The organism is Streptomyces sp. NPDC060205, from assembly GCF_042728395.1.
Classification (GTDB): Bacteria; Actinomycetota; Actinomycetes; order Streptomycetales; family Streptomycetaceae; genus Streptomyces.
This window is the reverse complement of the sequence record NZ_JBHWZP010000021.1, coordinates 15,887-32,450: the sequence shown is the minus strand read 5'-3', so window position 1 is coordinate 32,450 and position 16,564 is coordinate 15,887. Positions and strand designations below refer to the sequence as shown.

The 16,564-nt window shown below is 65.8% G+C and carries 17 protein-coding genes and 2 pseudogenes; 12 read left to right on the top strand and 7 right to left on the bottom strand.

Annotation, left to right across the window (positions count from 1 at the left end; translation table 11 throughout):
- Positions 1-123: 123 nt before the first annotated feature.
- Together ACFWGJ_RS06035 and ACFWGJ_RS06030 are read right to left on the bottom strand one after the other, a co-directional pair.
- Entirely contained in the window at positions 124-342 is a 219-nt protein-coding gene (locus ACFWGJ_RS06035; RefSeq protein ID WP_387321361.1) for a hypothetical protein, read from the bottom strand.
- Between the two features lie 149 nt (positions 343-491).
- Entirely contained in the window at positions 492-1,235 is a 744-nt protein-coding gene (locus tag ACFWGJ_RS06030) for an alpha/beta hydrolase (RefSeq protein WP_387321360.1), read from the bottom strand.
- 68 nt (positions 1,236-1,303) lie between these two features.
- Between ACFWGJ_RS06030 and ACFWGJ_RS06025 the strand changes: the two are divergent.
- The 4 genes and pseudogenes from ACFWGJ_RS06025 to ACFWGJ_RS06010 all read left to right on the top strand — a co-directional run.
- Positions 1,304-1,570 (top strand): annotated as a pseudogene (locus ACFWGJ_RS06025) (winged helix-turn-helix transcriptional regulator); the annotation flags it as partial.
- A 474-nt stretch (positions 1,571-2,044) separates the two neighbouring features.
- The gene (locus tag ACFWGJ_RS06020; RefSeq protein WP_387321386.1) at positions 2,045-2,785 is read left to right on the top strand and encodes an SDR family NAD(P)-dependent oxidoreductase; all 741 of its coding nucleotides are present in this window, start codon (positions 2,045-2,047) and stop codon (positions 2,783-2,785) included.
- 295 nt (positions 2,786-3,080) lie between these two features.
- Positions 3,081-3,854, top strand: a complete 774-nt coding sequence (locus ACFWGJ_RS06015) for an alpha/beta fold hydrolase (protein ID WP_387321359.1) — start codon at positions 3,081-3,083, stop codon at positions 3,852-3,854.
- A 721-nt stretch (positions 3,855-4,575) separates the two neighbouring features.
- Positions 4,576-4,792: pseudogene (locus tag ACFWGJ_RS06010) on the top strand (siderophore-interacting protein); the annotation flags it as partial.
- Here ACFWGJ_RS06010 and ACFWGJ_RS06005 read toward each other — a convergent pair.
- A complete protein-coding gene (locus tag ACFWGJ_RS06005) occupies positions 4,770-5,669 on the bottom strand; it encodes a helix-turn-helix transcriptional regulator (RefSeq protein WP_387321358.1) in 900 nt (299 codons plus the stop codon). The pseudogene ACFWGJ_RS06010 and the gene ACFWGJ_RS06005 sit on opposite strands and share 23 nt — an antisense overlap.
- A gap of 201 nt (positions 5,670-5,870) precedes the next feature.
- On the opposite strand from ACFWGJ_RS06005, the gene ACFWGJ_RS06000 reads away from it, so the two are divergent.
- The 3 genes from ACFWGJ_RS06000 (at position 5,871) to ACFWGJ_RS05990 (ending at position 8,683) form a co-directional block, all read left to right on the top strand.
- Positions 5,871-6,032, top strand: a complete 162-nt coding sequence (locus tag ACFWGJ_RS06000) for a hypothetical protein (RefSeq protein WP_387321357.1) — start codon at positions 5,871-5,873, stop codon at positions 6,030-6,032.
- A gap of 148 nt (positions 6,033-6,180) precedes the next feature.
- Entirely contained in the window at positions 6,181-7,095 is a 915-nt protein-coding gene (locus tag ACFWGJ_RS05995) for an MBL fold metallo-hydrolase (RefSeq protein ID WP_387321356.1), read from the top strand.
- Positions 7,096-7,195: 100 nt separating this feature from the next.
- Complete coding sequence (locus ACFWGJ_RS05990; RefSeq protein WP_387321355.1) at positions 7,196-8,683, top strand: carboxylesterase/lipase family protein; 1,488 nt, start codon at positions 7,196-7,198, stop codon at positions 8,681-8,683.
- Between the two features lie 577 nt (positions 8,684-9,260).
- On the opposite strand, the gene ACFWGJ_RS05985 is transcribed toward ACFWGJ_RS05990, so the two are convergent.
- The 3 genes from ACFWGJ_RS05985 to ACFWGJ_RS05975 form a co-directional block, all read right to left on the bottom strand.
- A complete protein-coding gene (locus ACFWGJ_RS05985; protein ID WP_387321354.1) occupies positions 9,261-9,614 on the bottom strand; it encodes a helix-turn-helix domain-containing protein in 354 nt (117 codons plus the stop codon).
- A 307-nt stretch (positions 9,615-9,921) separates the two neighbouring features.
- Positions 9,922-10,407: a winged helix-turn-helix transcriptional regulator gene (locus tag ACFWGJ_RS05980; protein ID WP_387321353.1), complete on the bottom strand. Its 486-nt coding sequence runs from the start codon at positions 10,405-10,407 to the stop codon at positions 9,922-9,924.
- A 657-nt stretch (positions 10,408-11,064) separates the two neighbouring features.
- Positions 11,065-11,811: an SDR family NAD(P)-dependent oxidoreductase gene (locus ACFWGJ_RS05975; protein ID WP_387321352.1), complete on the bottom strand. Its 747-nt coding sequence runs from the start codon at positions 11,809-11,811 to the stop codon at positions 11,065-11,067.
- Between the two features lie 411 nt (positions 11,812-12,222).
- On the opposite strand from ACFWGJ_RS05975, the gene ACFWGJ_RS05970 reads away from it, so the two are divergent.
- The 5 genes from ACFWGJ_RS05970 to tpx all read left to right on the top strand — a co-directional run bounded on the left by ACFWGJ_RS05970 (position 12,223) and on the right by tpx (position 15,647).
- Entirely contained in the window at positions 12,223-12,918 is a 696-nt protein-coding gene (locus ACFWGJ_RS05970; RefSeq protein ID WP_387321351.1) for an SDR family oxidoreductase, read from the top strand.
- A gap of 101 nt (positions 12,919-13,019) precedes the next feature.
- Positions 13,020-13,283, top strand: a complete 264-nt coding sequence (locus ACFWGJ_RS05965; RefSeq protein ID WP_387321350.1) for a type B 50S ribosomal protein L31 — start codon at positions 13,020-13,022, stop codon at positions 13,281-13,283.
- Between the two features lie 140 nt (positions 13,284-13,423).
- Positions 13,424-14,266 carry an aldo/keto reductase gene (locus ACFWGJ_RS05960; protein WP_387321349.1) on the top strand — a complete coding sequence of 281 codons (843 nt, stop codon included), beginning with the start codon at positions 13,424-13,426 and terminating at the stop codon, positions 14,264-14,266.
- A 52-nt stretch (positions 14,267-14,318) separates the two neighbouring features.
- Entirely contained in the window at positions 14,319-15,101 is a 783-nt protein-coding gene (locus ACFWGJ_RS05955; protein ID WP_387321348.1) for an MBL fold metallo-hydrolase, read from the top strand.
- Between the two features lie 39 nt (positions 15,102-15,140).
- Positions 15,141-15,647 (top strand): thiol peroxidase, encoded by a 507-nt coding sequence (gene tpx, locus ACFWGJ_RS05950; RefSeq protein WP_387321347.1) that lies wholly within the window; start codon positions 15,141-15,143, stop codon positions 15,645-15,647.
- 497 nt (positions 15,648-16,144) lie between these two features.
- Here the strand turns inward: tpx and ACFWGJ_RS05945 are convergent, their stop codons facing one another.
- The gene (locus ACFWGJ_RS05945) at positions 16,145-16,555 is read right to left on the bottom strand and encodes a hypothetical protein (protein WP_387321346.1); all 411 of its coding nucleotides are present in this window, start codon (positions 16,553-16,555) and stop codon (positions 16,145-16,147) included.
- Positions 16,556-16,564 lie beyond the last annotated feature (9 nt).

The following is a 16,564-nucleotide window of genomic DNA, read 5'->3' as shown; positions in this document are numbered from 1 at the left end:
ATCGCGCCGACGCCCGGCAACTGGGTTGCGCATGGGGCCGCTGAGTGCGCGGCCTCACGCCGGCCGCCTGACCGCGGGGGCAGGACCCAGGGCTATTGCGTGTAGTCGATCTGTCCAGGTTGATCAGGTGATGCCGAGGGCTGTCAGGGGTCGCTGTGGGTCGCGGGCGGCATGACGGCAGGCGGCGGCGATGTTGGTCCGGCCGTCCTGGCGGAACACGCTGATCGCGAGGTTGCGCAGGGTGGCCATGGTGCGGGGCAGGCCGCCGCTGCGGATCCTTGAGGCGTCCTCGGTGAACGTGGTGTCGCGGAGACGGCAGGCACGGTCTTCGGTTGTGGTCATGTGGACTCGACACCAACATGATCAACGAGCCCGTGCCTGCGTGCGCCTGTATCCGGTCTCGAAGCAAGCAGCCATGACGGCCCATCACCGGGCGATCTCGCTCAAACCGCGGCCACGCAAGGCCCCTGCGCCAGGCAACCGGCACCCCGTCAGCCTGCCTTCAACAGCAGGTCGGTGAGTGCGTCCGGCACGGTGACCATGCAGTCATGGCCGCTTTGTAGCTCCCACACCTGCGACGCAGCGCCGCCCGGCTGCCCGGCCGGAACGGGGCGGCGCGTGACGTCCCCCGGTTCGCTGCCGACACAGTGGATGTGCGTCCGGGAAATCGCATCCACGGCCGGGTTGTCCAGCCGGACCGGCTGCAGGAAGCAGCGCACCGACTCGTCCGACAGCATGGTGCGCAGCCACGCCGTGTCCTCCGGGTCGGTCACCCCGAACAGACCCATGGGCGAGGGCATTTCCGGCACGGGTGGGATGCGCCAGGGGGCGTCGGAGGCGGCGGCCACGTCGATCAGTCGCTGGGTCTTCTCGGGTATGACGTCCAGCGCGCTCTCGCCGTCGGTCGGAACCATCGCGTCGACGTAGACCAGATGCGCGATCCGGTCCGGGACCTCGCCGGCCACGCCGGATATGACCATCCCGGCGTAACTGTGCCCGACCAGGACCACGTTGGTGAGATCCCTCTCGCTGAGGAGCGCGACGATGTCGGCGATGTGGGTGTCCAGGTCGACGTCCGGAGTGAGGAGGTGTTCCTTGTCGCCGTGGCCGGTCAGCGAAGGGGCGTACACCTGATGCCCGGCCCGGGTGAGCAAGGGAACCACCCGGTCCCAGACACGCCCGCTGTGCCAGGCACCATGGACAAGAACATAGGTTTTCGTGTGCGACGTACTCATGCGGAAAGACGCTACTGAGCCGATAGGTACCTCCTGGTAACCTTCGGCCATGCACGAGACAGCCGGACGTCGTGGTCCTGTTCGCCCTCAGTCGCGGACCCCGTCGGCACGGTGAACTCGTCGACCTGGTCGGTGGCATCTCTCGCAAGGTCCTCACCCAGACACTGCGCAGACTTCAGAGCTACGGCCTGACCGAACGCCATGCCTATGCCGAGGCGCCCTCACGGATCGAATACAGCCTCATCGACCACGGTCAAACCCTCACCGAACTCATCGCCGCCCTGACCGACTGGGCGAAGAGGTATGGCGCCGCCGCCGACTTCCAGGAAGCGGCGCAGCACGACCGCCACCTCCGGCTCCTGACCCGTGACGGCCACCGGACAGGTGATCAAGAAGGGCAGCGTTTGAGCGGTCTGTGCGCCGAGCAGACAGTCCGGCTCGCAGCCTGTCGCTACACCGCCCGCGACCCATCAACGGCCCCCGCCAGCCCTCGAAATTTCCTGACCAACCGGACGAATCGACTACACGCATAGACCCTGGGGCAGGACCCGCCCGCCCCCGGCAGGTCGTCCACAGCGTCAAGGCATAGAGAATGCCAATGCGGGCCATGCAGTGAGACTATTTTCCTCTATGGCCGATCCGTTTTATCGTGGCACGCACCTAGGGCGGCCGTCGGCATCGGAAGACCACAGAACAGCGGTTTTCTGCACTGAACGGCAAACCCTGCAATGCCAGTTGCGGAAGCAGCATGCGCGAATTCCTGCACCTGGCACCAACTGCCGCGATCGAAGGAGAAAGCTGTGCGCCTCATGAACAAGGTGGCCCTCGTCACGGGCGGAAGCGCGGGACTCGGGCTGGCGATCGCTCGAAGGTTCGCCGCGGAAGGCGCCCACGTCTACATCACGGGACGACGGATGGAAGCACTCGAAACGGCTAAGGCTTCCATCGAGGGACGTGTCACCGCCGTTGTCGCGGATGCCACCGCGTCGGGTGATCTCGACAAGCTGGTCGAATCGATCCGTCAGGAGAGCGGGCACCTCGATGTGCTTGTTGCGAATGCGGGCAGTATCGAGCGGGCGAACTTCGGGAACGTGACCGAAGAACACTTCGACCGCACCTTCGACCTCAATGCCCGCGGCACGTTGTTCACGGTCCAAAAGGCGCTTCCGCTTCTGCGAACGGGCGCCTCGATCGTGCTGCTGGGCTCGATCACGGCGTTCAAGGGGGATCCGGGGGCAGGTACTTACAGTGCGGCCAAGGCCGCCGTGCGTTCTTACGCGCGCACGTGGGCGGCGGAATTCGCCGACCGGGGGCTTCGGGTCAACGTGCTGAGTCCGGGCCCGATCGACACGCTCATCATCGATGGACAGGCCGAGTACTTCGGGCAGGATCCGGCGGCCCTCCGTGCCCGGATGAGCACCCTCGTCCCCATGGGCCGCCTCGGGCTCCCCGAAGAGATCGCACATGGTGCACTGTTCCTCGCCTCGGACGAGAGCAGCTTCATGACGGGTGCAGAGCTCTGCATCGACGGTGGTATGGCTCAGGTGTAACCCGCCTCGCCCAGACCGGAACCGGGCCACCGGGATCAGCGGGAAAGGCCGCCTGAGGAACTTCACCAGGCACAGGAGAGTCGGCGGAACCTGTGCCTGGTGAGGGTTGTTGGGATCGGACCGCGCTTTGAGTACCCGACGAATGTGACGGTCGCCGAGTGCGCGGACGGGAACGCCGCTGCTCCTGGACGGCCCGGCAAGTAGTACGACACGACCACACCCGGGCCGCAAGCGACAGGGATGTGCACCGAAGGCCGTCCCTGGCTGGTGACCCAATTCAACGAGAAGGTACCTGATGCGTTTTCTGGCTGTCCACGGCGGCTGCCATGGAGCATGGGCTTGGGATTTCGTGAAGCCCGAAATGGTCAAGCTGGGCCACGAGATGGTGTCGGTGGAACTTCCCGGCCACGGAAGCAGACTCAGCGAAACAGCTACGCTTGAAGCCTATCGCGAGGCCGTCGTCGAACTCATGGAACCTGGCGACGTACTCGTCGGACACTCGTCCGGATGCGTGATCGCCATCCTCGCCGCGAACGAGCAGCCGGAGCTGGTTTCACATCTCTGCCTGGTGGCCGGCATCCTCCCCGTCGAGGGAATGCCGCTTTCTTTTGAGAGAGAGTCAGCGAACCCTGGAGACATCGAGGACCTGCACGCCGTAAACGGTGCGAAGCTGGAAACCCACATGCGGATGACCGAAGGCAACGAGGCGTTCTACTTCGAACGCCCCGGCGCAGTCGCGGCGTTCTACAACGATTGCTCCGAAGATCTCGTCGACTGGGTTTTTCCGAAGCTCGTTCCGGAGCCGTTGGCACCTCTGGCGGTCCCCGTATCGGTCCCGAACTTCTGGAAGCAGCACGACCTCTCACGTAGTTTCATCATGGGCTTGCAGGACACGACCTGCTTTCCCGCCCTGGCGCGCCAACAGGCGCAGCGCCTTGGCGTGGTCCCGCTGGAGATCGATACAGGGCACTCACCCTGGCTGAGCCGACCGGCCGAATTCGCCAGCCTCCTGGTCGCGGCGACGAAGACCAAGCCCGTTGGGCCACTTATTTCGACATCGATCAGTTGATGGTCGGCTCCAGGCGGCCCGGGGCCCGCCACCGTTGACTTCGCGTCACGATGCCGTCCAGGCCGATCCGTGAGGGCTGCGGGGCATTGGCGTCATGATCCGGTACCCCGCGTTCCTCTTGCATATGCCGGAGGCGTACGGCAGAGATTCACTCGTTTGAGTCCCTATCTCCATGGCGCCCTGAACTCTGCGTGAGGCTACCGTGAAGGGATGGAGTCCGAACCAGGGGCAGACGACCCCGCATGCCTTCGAGTTGAGGTCCTGGCCCGTGAAGAAGAGCTGCGGGGACTGGTGAAGGAGCTGGGCGCAAGAGGATATTTCGATGCCAGTTGCGGCGTACGCGACGCGGCTGACTCACTGCTGAAGGTCGGCCGGTTGCTCCCGACGGACAGATGCACGGGTGTCCGGCCTTCATCGAACTGGATGTACGGGGATGTCCCCACGGAGCGCGCAGGGATGGCTACGGGTGCAGTACGGATGACTGCCATGACCCGTAGGGCCGTGCGACTGAGGAAGGAACGGCGACCGAGCGACGGCTGGTCCTAGCGTGAGTCTGAGCGCCAATCGGGCAACGACATCATGGCGCCCGACCCCAGCCCCGCGATCCTTCCAGCCGACGACCGGAACGTACTGCCGTTGAAGGCACTGCGTCACGCACACCCAGCGCCCGGGAACAGAAGTTGGTCACATCTGGTCTCCTCGGCAGGGACGCCGACCGCGTGTCGCAGTCGGCGACCGGGTCCGCACCCGCGAGCCGGAGGGGACGTTCACGCTGCGGCCCGACGCCGCGCACCACGTGTTCGTCGGCGAGGAGACGGCATCGGCCGCCTTCGGACCGATGCCGGGCACACCGGACCGTGCAGCTCGTGCGACAGGTACTCGTGCGGGAGGCCGGCTGGGACCGGCGGGCGGTACTCACCAAGCCGGGGCAGGCCCCGTGGTGTTCGCGACGGCGGCGCGCCCGGCGGAGACGGTCTGGGCGAGTAGGCGCAGCGCGCTCTGCGAGGCCGAGTCACGGGGAGCCGTGGCGAGTACGAGATGGAACTCGCGGTTCTGCGGCGGCTGCAGACTCTGCTGCGCCACCATGAAGGCGCCTACCCACGGGTGGTGCATCTCGTACACGCCCGACTCACAGGGGCGCACACTGTGATCGGCCCACATCGAGGCGAATTCGGTACTGGACGTGCTGAGTTCGCCGATCAGTGAGGCAAGTCGGTCGTCGTCCGGATGGCGCCCCGCCACCATGCGCAGGTTTTGGACGACAGCCCTGGCCTTGTCGGCCCAGGCGGCGTACAGCGCACGGACCTGGGTGTCCAGAAAGATCAGCCGGGTCAGGTTGGGCCGGTCGTCCGGATTCTGCGGCGCGGAGAAGTCCAGGTGGGGGGCGAAGAGGGCATGGCCCATCGCGTTCCACGCCAGCACATCGCCGCGGCGCCCGCTGACCAGGGTCGGGACGTCACCGAGAGACTCCAGCAGCTCCAGTGTGGAGGCGTCGGCGCATTCCTCGGGCGGCCGACGGCCGACCGGACGCCGTCGCGCACCTTGGGCCAGGTCATGCAGGTGGTGGCGCTCGGCCTCGTCCAGCCGCAGGGCCTGGGCGAGGGCGTCCAACACCTCGGGGGAGGCCCCCACCGCGTGTCCCTGCTCAAGACGCGTGTAGTAGGAGGAACTGACTCCGGCCAGCTGCGCCAGTTCCTCACGTCTGAGCCCGGGCACCCGCCGCCGGTCCCCGTAGTCCGGCAGCCCGATGTCCTCCGGACGCAGGCGGGCCCGGAGGTTCTGAAGGAAATCCGCGAGTTCTCGCTGTCCGTGCACAAAGTCAGTATGCGGTCGTGCTCCGCACGGTGCCTGACCCCGCCAGGGATAGGCATGCACGGTGCCTGACCCCGCCAGGGATAGGCATGAGAAGGTCTGGCTCCCCTTCCTGATCCGCAGTGACAGTGGTTCGGCATCGACCCGCACGGAAGTGGCGGGGATCAGTGCTGCCCGGTTCCCACGTCCTTCGAGGATCCCTTCATGTCCCGGTCGACCGACATCACCGACCTTCCCGTCACAGCTCCCGGCGATTTCCGCATCGGAGGCGGCCTGCGGGCCAACCGCCTCGGCTACGGCACCATGCAGATCATCGGCTCCGGTTACTGGGGGCCGCCGCGAGTGGAGTCGCTCAACTCGGCCTGATCTGGCTGCTGCACAACGCACCGAACGTACTGCCCGTCCCCGGTACCTCTGAGGTGGCGCCGCCCCGGCGCACATGCACCGCGAGCACCCGCATCCCGACCCGTACCCAGCCCGCACGCAGAACCGACCGATCGAACTGGAGACAAGCATGGACACCATCACTCTGGGCGACGTCACCGTGACCCGTGTCCGGGAGTACTTCGGCCCCGTCGATCTGACGCCCGAGGTGTTCGTGCCGGACAGCCCCGCCCAAGCATGGGAGGATCACCGCTCCTGGCTGGTACCGGACTTCCTGGACGCCGGGACCAACATCGTGAACTCCGCGATCCAGACCTGGGTGCTCCGCAGCGAGGGCAAGACCATCCTGGTCGACACCGGAGTGGGCAACCACAAGGATCGCCCGTACGCGCCGGTGTGGAGCCGGCTGGACACCGACTTCCTGGGCAACCTGGCTCGCGCCGGGGTCCACCCCGAGGACGTCGACATCGTGATCAACACACATCTGCACGTCGACCACGTCGGATGGAACACCTACCTCGACGGCCGGACGTGGGTGCCGACGTTCCCCAACGCCACCTATCTCATGGCCAAGGCGGACTTCGACTACTGGAATCCCGCCAACGAGAACAAGACCCTGCTCGGCCGCGGCAACCAGAACGTCTTCGAGGACAGTGTTGCCCCCGTGCACCAGGCGGGTGTCACCCACCTCTGGGAGGGCAGTCACCGGATCGACGGCAACCTGCGCCTCGACCTCGCCCCCGGCCACACCCCGGGCTCGTCGGTACTGAGACTGGACTCCGGACCGGACCGCGCCCTGTTCGTCGGCGATCTGATGCACAGTCCGATCCAGATCGTCGAGCCCGACGCCAACAGCTGCTTCTGCGAAGATCCCGCCGAAGCCCGTGCCACTCGCCGCAAGCTCCTGGGTACGGCGGCCGACGACAACGCACTCGTCCTCCCCGCGCACCTCGGCGGCCACGGCGCCGCCGAAGTCGTACGCGAGGGAGACAGGTTCGCCCTCAAGGGCTGGGGGCCCTTCGCCAAGTACACCGAGCGGGACTGAACCCCTAGGAAGCCGGTGGCCCCCGAGTCCCCGCGCGACCGAGCAGCCCCGAGCCCTGGTGGAACCGAGCAAGCCTGAGTCTCTACGGAAGGAACCCGCTGTGCAGAACCACCCCGACCTCCTCGTGACCACTGCGCAAGGAACCGTCCGCGGCGCGCGCCAAGGTGGGGCCCTCACTTACCTGAACATCCCCTACGCCGCCCCGCCTCGCGGCGCTGCCCGGTTCGCGCCACCGCAGCCGCACCCGCCGTGGGACGGCGTACGGGACGCCACCGTGCCCGGCTCCAACGCACCGCAGTCCGAACGCAGGCTGGGCACACTGGCCATGACCCCCTACTTCGGTACCGGCTGGAGCCGCGGCGAGGACTACCTCACCGTCAACGTCTGCAGGCCCACCGCCGGCGACGACCTGCCCGTCATGGTGTTCGTCCACGGCGGGGGATTCGTCGCCGGATCGACGCGGTCGCTCCTGTACGACGGCTCCGCGTTCGCCCGTGACGGCGTCGTCCTCGTCACCCTCAACTACCGGCTCGGCATCGCCGGTTTCCTCGACATCCCCGGCGCGCCCGTCAACCGCGGTCTGCTCGACGTGGTCGCCGCACTGAGCTGGGTAAGGCAGAACGTCGCCATGTTCGGCGGTGACCCGGAGAACGTCACGCTCTTCGGCCAGTCGGCCGGAGCGACGATCGTGGGGGGTGTCCTCGCCACCACCGAGGCTGCCGGCCTGTTCCGCCGGGCGATCGTCCAAAGCGGCAGTGGCCTCGGAGCGTTCACCACGGAGCAGGCCCGTCGCGTCACCCGGGCAGCGGCCGACGCTCTGGGTATCGAACCCCGTCTCGACGACTTCGCGGACATCTCCGACGAGCGCCTGGTTGAGGCCGCTTCGCAGCTCGCTGGCATCGATCTGCGTACCGAGACCCACCGCGACCCGCTGATCGGGCTCAGCCCCTTCAGTCTCGTCCTGGACACTCAGCCCGCCGAATCCGTCGCCGCCGGCCTCAGCGCCGACGTCGACCTGCTCGTCGGCACCAACGCCGAGGAGGGAAACCTCTACCTTGTCCCGATGGGCACGTACGCCCCCTCGACAGCCGCCGACGTGGACGAGGCGGCCGCGCGCTCGCACCCGGATCCCGCCCGGCTCGTCGAGACCTATCGAGCATCCCGCCCCGAGGCGTCCTTCGCCGAACTACGGTCTGCCATCATGACCGACGCGCTGTTCGGCGCGGGCAGCCGAGCGCTGGCCGACGCCCACGCCGGCCACCCGAGATCCGCCACCTACGCCTACGAGTTCGCCTGGCCTTCCGCATCCCTGAACGGAGAGCTCGGCGCTGCCCATGGGGTCGAGCTGCCCTTCGTCTTCGACCTTACGGATCGCCCCGAGCTGTACGGCTTGCACACCCTGCTCGGCCCCCACAAGCCCCCGGTCGGCCTCGCCGCCCGCGTCCACGAGACCTGGATCCGGTTCGCCAGGACCGGCGACCCCGGCTGGACCCCCTATGACCCCGAACGCCGTACCACCATGCGCATCGACGCCGACTGGACCCAGAGCGACGACCCGCGCGGCCAGGAACGACGGGCCTGGACGTGACCCGCTTCCCGGACGCGGTGAGGCTCGAACCATCCTGGTCACCTCGTCGTAGGTGACCGCGGACAGCTTGGCCCTGCCCGGAGGGGTGCCCTCGGGCAGGGCAATGGAGAAGCTGGAGGTGGCGGCGTGGCGGCGCGGTGAGACGGCAGTACGGCTGGGGTTTCACCGGTCGGGTCGGTTGCCCGGCCGTCACGTACCGTCAGCTCGTCAGGTACCGTCAGCTCCTCGACCCGGGGTTCGAAGACAGGGCGTACACCGTCGTCGCGAATGGCGAGCTCGACCCGGGCATGGTCACCACCGACGTCACAGACGGCCCTGGCCCGTGAACCCAACGGGCCCCGCCCCCGACGCTGCAGGCGCCAGCCCAAAAGCCCGGGTGAGTAGACCCGGGTCCGCGAAGTGCTCAGTTACCTGGCAGCCGCCACCTGACCGCCACGGGACTGCTCGGGTCATGGCAGGCCTGGCATGACGTCAGGGATCTGGTGGGGAGGCTGGACGACTCGGCGTCGTGAAGTGTGAGAGCCAACAGAGCACACCGGCTCGCTACGCTGAGGTGAGGGCGATTTGGCAGGCAGTCTCAACAGCTGAGGGAATCCGTGGACCGTTGACGCGTGTTCGGGGCGGACGTGCTCGCCGGATCGTCGCTTGTGCAGGCGTATGCGACCAGCTCGTCGAGAGATTCTCCGAGTGCGTGTGCAACTGCGGCAATGACGAAGAGTCCTGGTGCCATGGCACCCGGTGACTCGATGCGTTTGAGAGTTCTAGATGAAGTCCCTGCCGCTTCTGCCAGTTGTGCCGTCGTCCAGCCGTGCTGATCGCGAAGCGTGCGCAGTCGGGCCCCGGGCCCCTTGGCGCACTTGAGGGTCGTCAGTTGAGGCTCGACCTGCCATACGCCAACCCTAAGCTCGGCAAAATGTAGTTTTGGTTGCAAAGTGGTGCGATAGGGACTTAAGGCAGTTAATCGGCAGCCTTGATGCTGTCTCTATGTGCCCGGCTGTACGTGTGGCTGCGTTCTTGCATTTTGGAGCCGATGGTAAGAAGGCTGCTCCAGTGGGCAGGTGAAGGTCTTCGGTGGCTGAAGTCCCGCTCGTTAGGGGTCTCCGTCGCGCGAAAGTGATGAACCGGCCGGCCGTCTCTCGTGCGGTGCTGCACGGAAGGCTTGAGCAGGAAAGGAATGTTGCCTACCGGCGGACGGCCACGGGTCATCGAGGTCCAGCGTGCAGGAGAGCCGCTTGCGGTCACTGCCGTCCGGCCGCCCCGGCAATTCCTTGGTGATAGGCGTCCGGTCGGACAGTGGCTACCTCCTGCCACGGTACTTCGCGGCCGCGGTCATCGATGAAGGCGACATGGACAAGCCGGTTGGACTCCCGGGCTCGGCGTTCGATGCTGGGTTCGCTGGTCCACGGCAGGAACTTGTCACCCCACTGCTCAAGGGCGCACAGGACCACTTCCAGTTCTCGCCCGGCGTCTGTGAGGGTGTATTCATGTCGAGTGCGGCAGCCCGGCTCCCGGTAGGGCATGCGGGACATGACTCCGTATTCAACGAGCGTGTTGAGTCGGCGGCTCAACACGTCGGCGGTAATCCCCAGTGAGGATCTGAACTCGGAGAAACGTGTCGTCTCGGACATCGCCTCGCGGAGGATGAGAAGGGTCCAGTCGTTGCCGAGCATGCCTAGACTTCGCGATACGGCGAAAGCCGAGTTGCGCGCCTTTGAAGATCCCATGACTTTAGCATACCCTGAGTCGTTCTTTCCATTCCAGGTAGGCGGGTTGCTTCCCTCATGGCGCCCGGCGTCATTAGAGTGCTCATTGAGGTTGCGGTTGCCGGAGCATTAAAATGCAGTTCCTGAGAAGTTTTCGGTGCGACCTCGTACTGGTCGACCTCGGAGCATCCGGTTTCACGCTGGATGGCTATTCTCCGTCAGAGTTCACCAGGGTCTTCTATCGAATGACGCAGATCTGACCTGGCCAGTGGGGGAGGCGCAGCTTTCTTTGGCTGCTCATGCGTCAGGAGGTGCGCAGCCTGGTGTGCAGTGCGCCGCGGTGCATGGTGATGAGTGGCATCCCGAACCGCGCACGTTGCTGATCGGAGGTGCTCGCAGGGGCGTGTAATAGCGAGGGCCGACGTGGCCCGCGTTGCGGGGCAGGGGGGCCCTTGGTGAACGTCTTCGGCTTGCGGCCTGTGCTACCTGATCCGATGCGCGAAATGCGTAGGACGGAGAGGGTGGTTGTCCTGCAGGCCTCTGCGGGACAACCACCGGGAGGGGAACGCCGAAACGCTGACGCGACGGCCATGTGGACGGCTGGCGGGTTCGGCACCTCGTGATGGGGGCGAGGATCACCCAGATGGGATAGAGGGCGGCGGGCTGGTCGGCCCGGGGTCACACGGCGGTGAATCCGCCGTCCACGGCGAAGATGGCGCCGTGGACGAAGGAGGCTTCGTCGGAGGCGAGGTAAGCGACCGCGGAGGCGACTTCACGCGGTTCACCGACGCGGCCCGCAGGGGTGGCGGTGGCGAAGGAGTCGATGGCGCCTTCTCCCATAGCCGCGGTTCCGGGAGTGTAAGTGGGACCGGGGCTGACGGCGTTGACGCGTACTCCGGACGGACCGAATTCGGCTGCCCACGTCTTCGTCAGCAGATTGATGGAAGCCTTGCTCGACCCGTAGAGGCCGGCGCTGGCAATGCCTTTGGCCGTGACACCGGTGGTGATGTTGATGATGGCGCCGGCGTTCCTGGAAGCCATCGCGGGGGCAATGTCACTGACGAGGAAGTAGGGGGCCTTGACGTTGACGTTGTACATGTGGTCGAAGTCGGCTTCGGTGGTATCGGTGGTGGTTCCGAAGGTGTAGATGCCGGCGTTGTTGACGAGGATGTCGATCTGGCCGGTGACGGCGGTGGCCTGTTCGGCGAGGGCGTGGGCGCCGTCCGCGGTGCTGAGGTCGGCGGGGACGAAGTCGGCCTTGTAGCCGGCGGCGCGGAGCTGCCTGACGACGTTGTCGCCCCGGGTGGTGTCGCGGCCGGAGACGATGACGTGGGCGCCGAGTTCGGCGAGTTTGTCGGCGATGGCCTGGCCGATGCCGCTGGTGGATCCGGTGACGAGGGCGGTGGTCCCGGTGAGTTGTGTCATGGCAAGCCTTCCCACATCTAAGTTGTGAATAACAACTCAACTATGCTTGCGATCCCGGGTGAAGTCAAAGGGGCGGCCTCCGCTCTCCCCGGGGAGGCTCGCGGCCGGGCGGGTAGCTGCGGTGGCCATTGACGCTCCGCCCGCCCCGATGGGCGCGGAACCGGTGACCTCTGGGGGCCCGCATGCGCGAACGAGCGTCTCCGTGCGCCTTTCGCGAGCCACTCGGAGCCGGGTCTGCCTTCCGTCCGATTCGGATGCGGGAAACTGTGCGGCCCCGCGACCGCGGGCGCCTTGCTGCGGCGGCGGGGTGGTGTGGGTCCCTGACGCTGCGGTGCCACTCCTGAGTGTAGTCTGGGTTGTCTGAGGCAATCCAACTAGTGGTTGGACTGCTGTGGAGTCCTGGAGGACCAGATGAAGATCAGCGGCAGCACGGTTTTGGTGACCGGAGCCAACAGAGGCCTCGGCAGGCACTTTGCCGAGCAGCTTGTTGCACGTGGAGCCACGGTTTACGCAGGCGCGAGGAACCTGGAATCTGTCACCGTTCCGGGTGTGATCCCGGTACGGCTGGACGTGACGGACCCGGAGTCCATCGCGGCCGCAGCCAAGGCAGCGAGCGGCGTATCGATTGTCATCAACAATGCAGGGTCCTTCACCGGAGCCTCCGTAACCGACGGCTCCATGGACGACGTGCGGCTGGAAATGGAGACGCACTACTTCGGCCCCCTCGAAGTGGCCCGGGCCTTCGCTCCGCAGCTTGCCAAGAACGGCGGTGGCGCCATCCTCAACGTGCTGTCGGTGTTGTCGTGGCTGACCTACCCCGGATTCAGTGCGTACTCCGCCGCGAAGTCCGCGGCCTGGTCCCTGACCAGTGCTCTTCGCAACGAATACTCCGCGCAGGGCACGCAGGTCACCGCGCTCCACGTCGGCTTCATGAACACCGACATGGTCGGGCATATCGAGGCGTCCAAGCATGAGCCGGGCGACATCGCCAAGTTGGGTATCGACGCCATCGAAGACGGCGCGGCCGAAGTCATGGACGAACAGTCCCGCCTGACGCAGGGCAACCTCGCCGGTGGAGTAGCAGCGTTGTACGCGTCCATCGGGTGACCCCTCGGCGCACCGAAGAACCGATCTGCCCGGCTTCGTCTCGCGGGCGAGAGTCAGGCAGTGCCCCGCAGCAGGAACACATCACGAAGTGGAGAAAACACATGAAGCCCGGAACCCACCCCGTCCTGCGTCATGTCGTCTTCCGCGACACGGCCGCAAAAACTGCGTTCTTGACGAGGTCGACGCTTGATTCCGACAAGACGATCGAATGGGAGGACGGCGAGACGTACCCCGTCATCGACGTCGAGACGTCCTCAGCCAGTCACCCCTTCTACACGGGAACAGCGCGCGTGCTCGACACTGCCGGGCGCGTCGAGCGTTTCGAGCGCCGTTATGGAAAGCAGGACGACGACGCTCGATCGTGAGGGGGCGCGTGACCTTGCGGACCAGATCGCCGGATGCACGTGACGCACCGCCCGGACTCAGCCACAGCGCGCTGGTCGTCTCACACCCCTTCCCGTAACGCATCTCATCGTGTTGCACCAAGCGCCAAGAGGTGAAGAACATGAAGAAAATTGACATACCCACCGTCACCCTGAACACCGGGCATGCCATGCCCCAGGTCGGCCTCGGCACCTGGCCCCTCGCGGGCCGGCAGTCAACGGACTCCATCCTGGCCGCGATCAGCACCGGCTACCGCCTGATCGACACCGCTGCCGCGTACGGCAACGAAGACTCCGTCGGGGCAGCCGTGCGCGAAAGCGGTCTTCGACGCGAAGAGCTGTTCATCACCACCAAGCTGCGCGGACGTCACCAGGGCGACGCTGCGACCGTCCGCCAGGGTCTCACCGAGTCGCTGGAGGCCCTGGGACTCGACTACGTGGACTTGTACCTCATCCACTGGCCGAACCCCAACCGTGGCCTGTATGTCGAAACCTACGCAGCGCTTTTGGAGCTTGCCCAGGAAGGACTCATCCGATCCGTGGGCGTGTCCAACTTCACCGAAGAGCACCTGCGAAAGGTGGCGGACGCCACCGGTGTACCCCCGGCGGTCAACCAGCGCCAGGTCTCGCCGTCCCATGCGCAGGCCGCATTCGTCAATGCCCTGTCCACTGACTCGACCGTCATCCAGGCATGGAGCCCGCTGGAGCGCAACTCCGGCGTCCTCGAAGACCCTGTCATCGTGAGCATCGCCGAACGCCTGGACGTCTCACCGTCCCAGGTCGTCATCCGATGGCTCATCGAGCGGGGCCTCACCACAGTGCCGCACTCAAGCAACCCCGAACGCCAGCGGCGCAACGCCGACGTCTTCCACTTCTCCCTGGAAACGGACGACATCACCGCGATCACCGCACTCGACAGCGGGAAACCCACTGAGCTGACACCGGACACCTTCGAAGAGCTCTAGCAGACCCGAAGCATCGCATCCCCTACCGCCGCCTTCGTCAGGAGCAGAACCCATGCACGGCAACGTCACGATCACCGATACAGGTCAGGTCCGCATCCACAACTACGCCTCACCCGGCGACGGGCTCTTGGCCAACACTCAGTTGATCGAGACACCGACACGGATCATCGCCGTCGACGCTCAGTTCGTCCTTGCGTATGCCGACGAAGCGGTCGCCTATGCCCAGACTCTGGGCAAGCCCATCGACCGCCTGATCATCAGTCACTCGCACCCGGACCACTACCACGGGGCCGCCAGATTCGGCGCACCCGTGCACGCCCTGCAGGAGACCATCGAAGAGATCGTTGCCGCTGGGGACGCGACTGATCTGCCCACCGGCACCCCCATACACTGCGAGGACGTGACCCCGACCGTCGCCATCGCTCCGGGGATCGAAGTCATCGATGGCATCCCCTTCGAGTTCGAACAGGTCACGGGCGGCGAGATTCACACTTCCCTCGTAGTGAAACTCCCCGAGCAAGGCGTCCTTCTTGCCGCAGATCTCGCCTACAACCATGTCCACCTGTGGCTACGGGACCGGGACTTCGACGGCTGGCAGGCCAACATCGACCGCTTCGCGGCTGAGCACGAGTACAACGTCATCATCCCCGGCCACGGGGCGCCGACCGGCCCCTCCATCTGGGCCGACCTCACCGACTACATCAACGCCGGCCGCGAAGCGCTCGGAGACGACGGCGACGCCTACAAGAAGGAAATCACCGAACGCTTTCCGGACTACCAGGGCGCGCCACTCATCGATATCGCCAACGCCTTCATGTTCGGCCGCAAGGGCTGACAGCACCCTCCTGCCCTGATCCAATGTTCGGAGACTCACATGTCGAGCACCATCCATCTTCAGGGCGCACCCGTCACCGTGTCCGGCACGTTCCTCCACAGCGGCGATCAAGCACCGGCATTCAGTCTGGTCGCCAACGACCTCTCAGATGTGGCACTGTCGAGCTTCGCCGGCCAACGGAAGATACTCAACATCTTCCCGAGCGTGGACACCGACACCTGCGCTGCCTCTGTTCGAAGGTTCAACCAGGCTGCCGGCAGCCTGGACAACACGGTTGTGCTCTGCATCTCAGCCGACCTTCCGTTCGCGCAATCGCGCTTCTGCGGAAGTGAAGGGCTGGACAGTGTCGTGACCCTTTCCACCCTCCGTGGTCGAGATTTTCTGCAGGCGTACGGAGTGGAGATCGCTGGCAGCCCTCTCGCCGGTCTCGCTGCGCGTGCCGTGATAGTTCTCGACACGAGCGATCGCGTCCAGTACTCCGAACTCGTCGACGAGCTGACGGAGGAACCGGACTACGACACGGCCCTCAAGGCTTTGCAGTATTGATCTGTCCGGGGTGGCGCCGGTTGGTGCGCCCGGTCCCGTTCAGACAGCCGTCGATGACGTCCGGGCGGTGTTGGACGCGCTGTAGGCCGCGGGGGAGGGCGGGCGCGTTCGAAGCGATGGTCGTCGGTGAAAGGCGATGTGACCAGACCGGCCGCGCACCCCACCACCGGCGTCTGACCCCGCCGGCCCCAGGCGGCGGCTCGTGACGGAGTCATCGCGACCCCGCCGCGTCGTCCAGGACGAGGAAAACGCCCTTCGCCACCGCAGATTCCGCCTGGCGCCGCATGTCCTTCTGCCGTTGCATTGCCCGCAGGGCGCTGGGCCGTCGCGGCGGCTCGGCCGTCATCGCCGGCTGGTCGAAAGGACCGTGTCCCGGCCGGGCGGCTGTCGACGCCTGCATCGCCGGTACAGGCGGAAGCCGAACATTTCCTGGCTTCCATCGGCACGACCGCGGCTTCACTTGTCACCGGACGCTGAGGGCGAACGAAGGTCCAGGGCTAGAGACCGAGGCGTCGGGGACGGGCGTCTTCCCGGCCGAACGTCAGCACCTGCGCAAGTACGTCCCGTAACCGCTGTATGTCCTCTTGAGGGGCTTCAAGCAGCGCCTCGATCTTTGTGTTCGACAGCCCCAGGTCATCCAACGAAGCAGGCTTCAACAACACCGTGAGCAGGTGGGCGGACAGCGCGACCTCGCGGACACAGCCATATGCCGTGCCGTGATCCTGTGTCACCAAGCAGTGTGTGTCGAGACCGAGTGACACATTCTGATGAGACGGTGCGCCGATGTTGCTCATGAACAGAAGGAAGAAGCCCTCACCCTTGTCGTCCTCGGCGACACCCGCCTGCATGACGTCGTTTGCCTGGTCGACCTCGGTGACTACCGCACGAGCAGTGAATCTGTAAGTCATGCCTGGGTT

Bases quoted from the DNA above. Each gene is read 5' to 3' on its own strand.
- ACFWGJ_RS06035 (WP_387321361.1), bottom strand. From the start codon at position 342: ATGACCACAACCGAAGACCGTGCCTGCCGTCTCCGCGACACCACGTTC.
- ACFWGJ_RS06030 (WP_387321360.1), bottom strand. From the start codon at position 1,235: ATGAGTACGTCGCACACGAAAACCTATGTTCTTGTCCATGGTGCCTGG.
- ACFWGJ_RS06020 (WP_387321386.1), top strand. From the start codon at position 2,045: ATGAACAAGGTGGCCCTCGTCACGGGCGGAAGCGCGGGACTCGGGCTG.
- ACFWGJ_RS06015 (WP_387321359.1), top strand. From the start codon at position 3,081: ATGCGTTTTCTGGCTGTCCACGGCGGCTGCCATGGAGCATGGGCTTGG.
- ACFWGJ_RS06000 (WP_387321357.1), top strand. From the start codon at position 5,871: ATGTCCCGGTCGACCGACATCACCGACCTTCCCGTCACAGCTCCCGGC.
- ACFWGJ_RS05995 (WP_387321356.1), top strand. From the start codon at position 6,181: ATGGACACCATCACTCTGGGCGACGTCACCGTGACCCGTGTCCGGGAG.
- ACFWGJ_RS05980 (WP_387321353.1), bottom strand. From the start codon at position 10,407: ATGGGATCTTCAAAGGCGCGCAACTCGGCTTTCGCCGTATCGCGAAGT.
- ACFWGJ_RS05975 (WP_387321352.1), bottom strand. From the start codon at position 11,811: ATGACACAACTCACCGGGACCACCGCCCTCGTCACCGGATCCACCAGC.
- ACFWGJ_RS05970 (WP_387321351.1), top strand. From the start codon at position 12,223: ATGAAGATCAGCGGCAGCACGGTTTTGGTGACCGGAGCCAACAGAGGC.
- ACFWGJ_RS05965 (WP_387321350.1), top strand. From the start codon at position 13,020: ATGAAGCCCGGAACCCACCCCGTCCTGCGTCATGTCGTCTTCCGCGAC.
- ACFWGJ_RS05960 (WP_387321349.1), top strand. From the start codon at position 13,424: ATGAAGAAAATTGACATACCCACCGTCACCCTGAACACCGGGCATGCC.
- ACFWGJ_RS05955 (WP_387321348.1), top strand. From the start codon at position 14,319: ATGCACGGCAACGTCACGATCACCGATACAGGTCAGGTCCGCATCCAC.
- tpx (WP_387321347.1), top strand. From the start codon at position 15,141: ATGTCGAGCACCATCCATCTTCAGGGCGCACCCGTCACCGTGTCCGGC.
- ACFWGJ_RS05945 (WP_387321346.1), bottom strand. From the start codon at position 16,555: ATGACTTACAGATTCACTGCTCGTGCGGTAGTCACCGAGGTCGACCAG.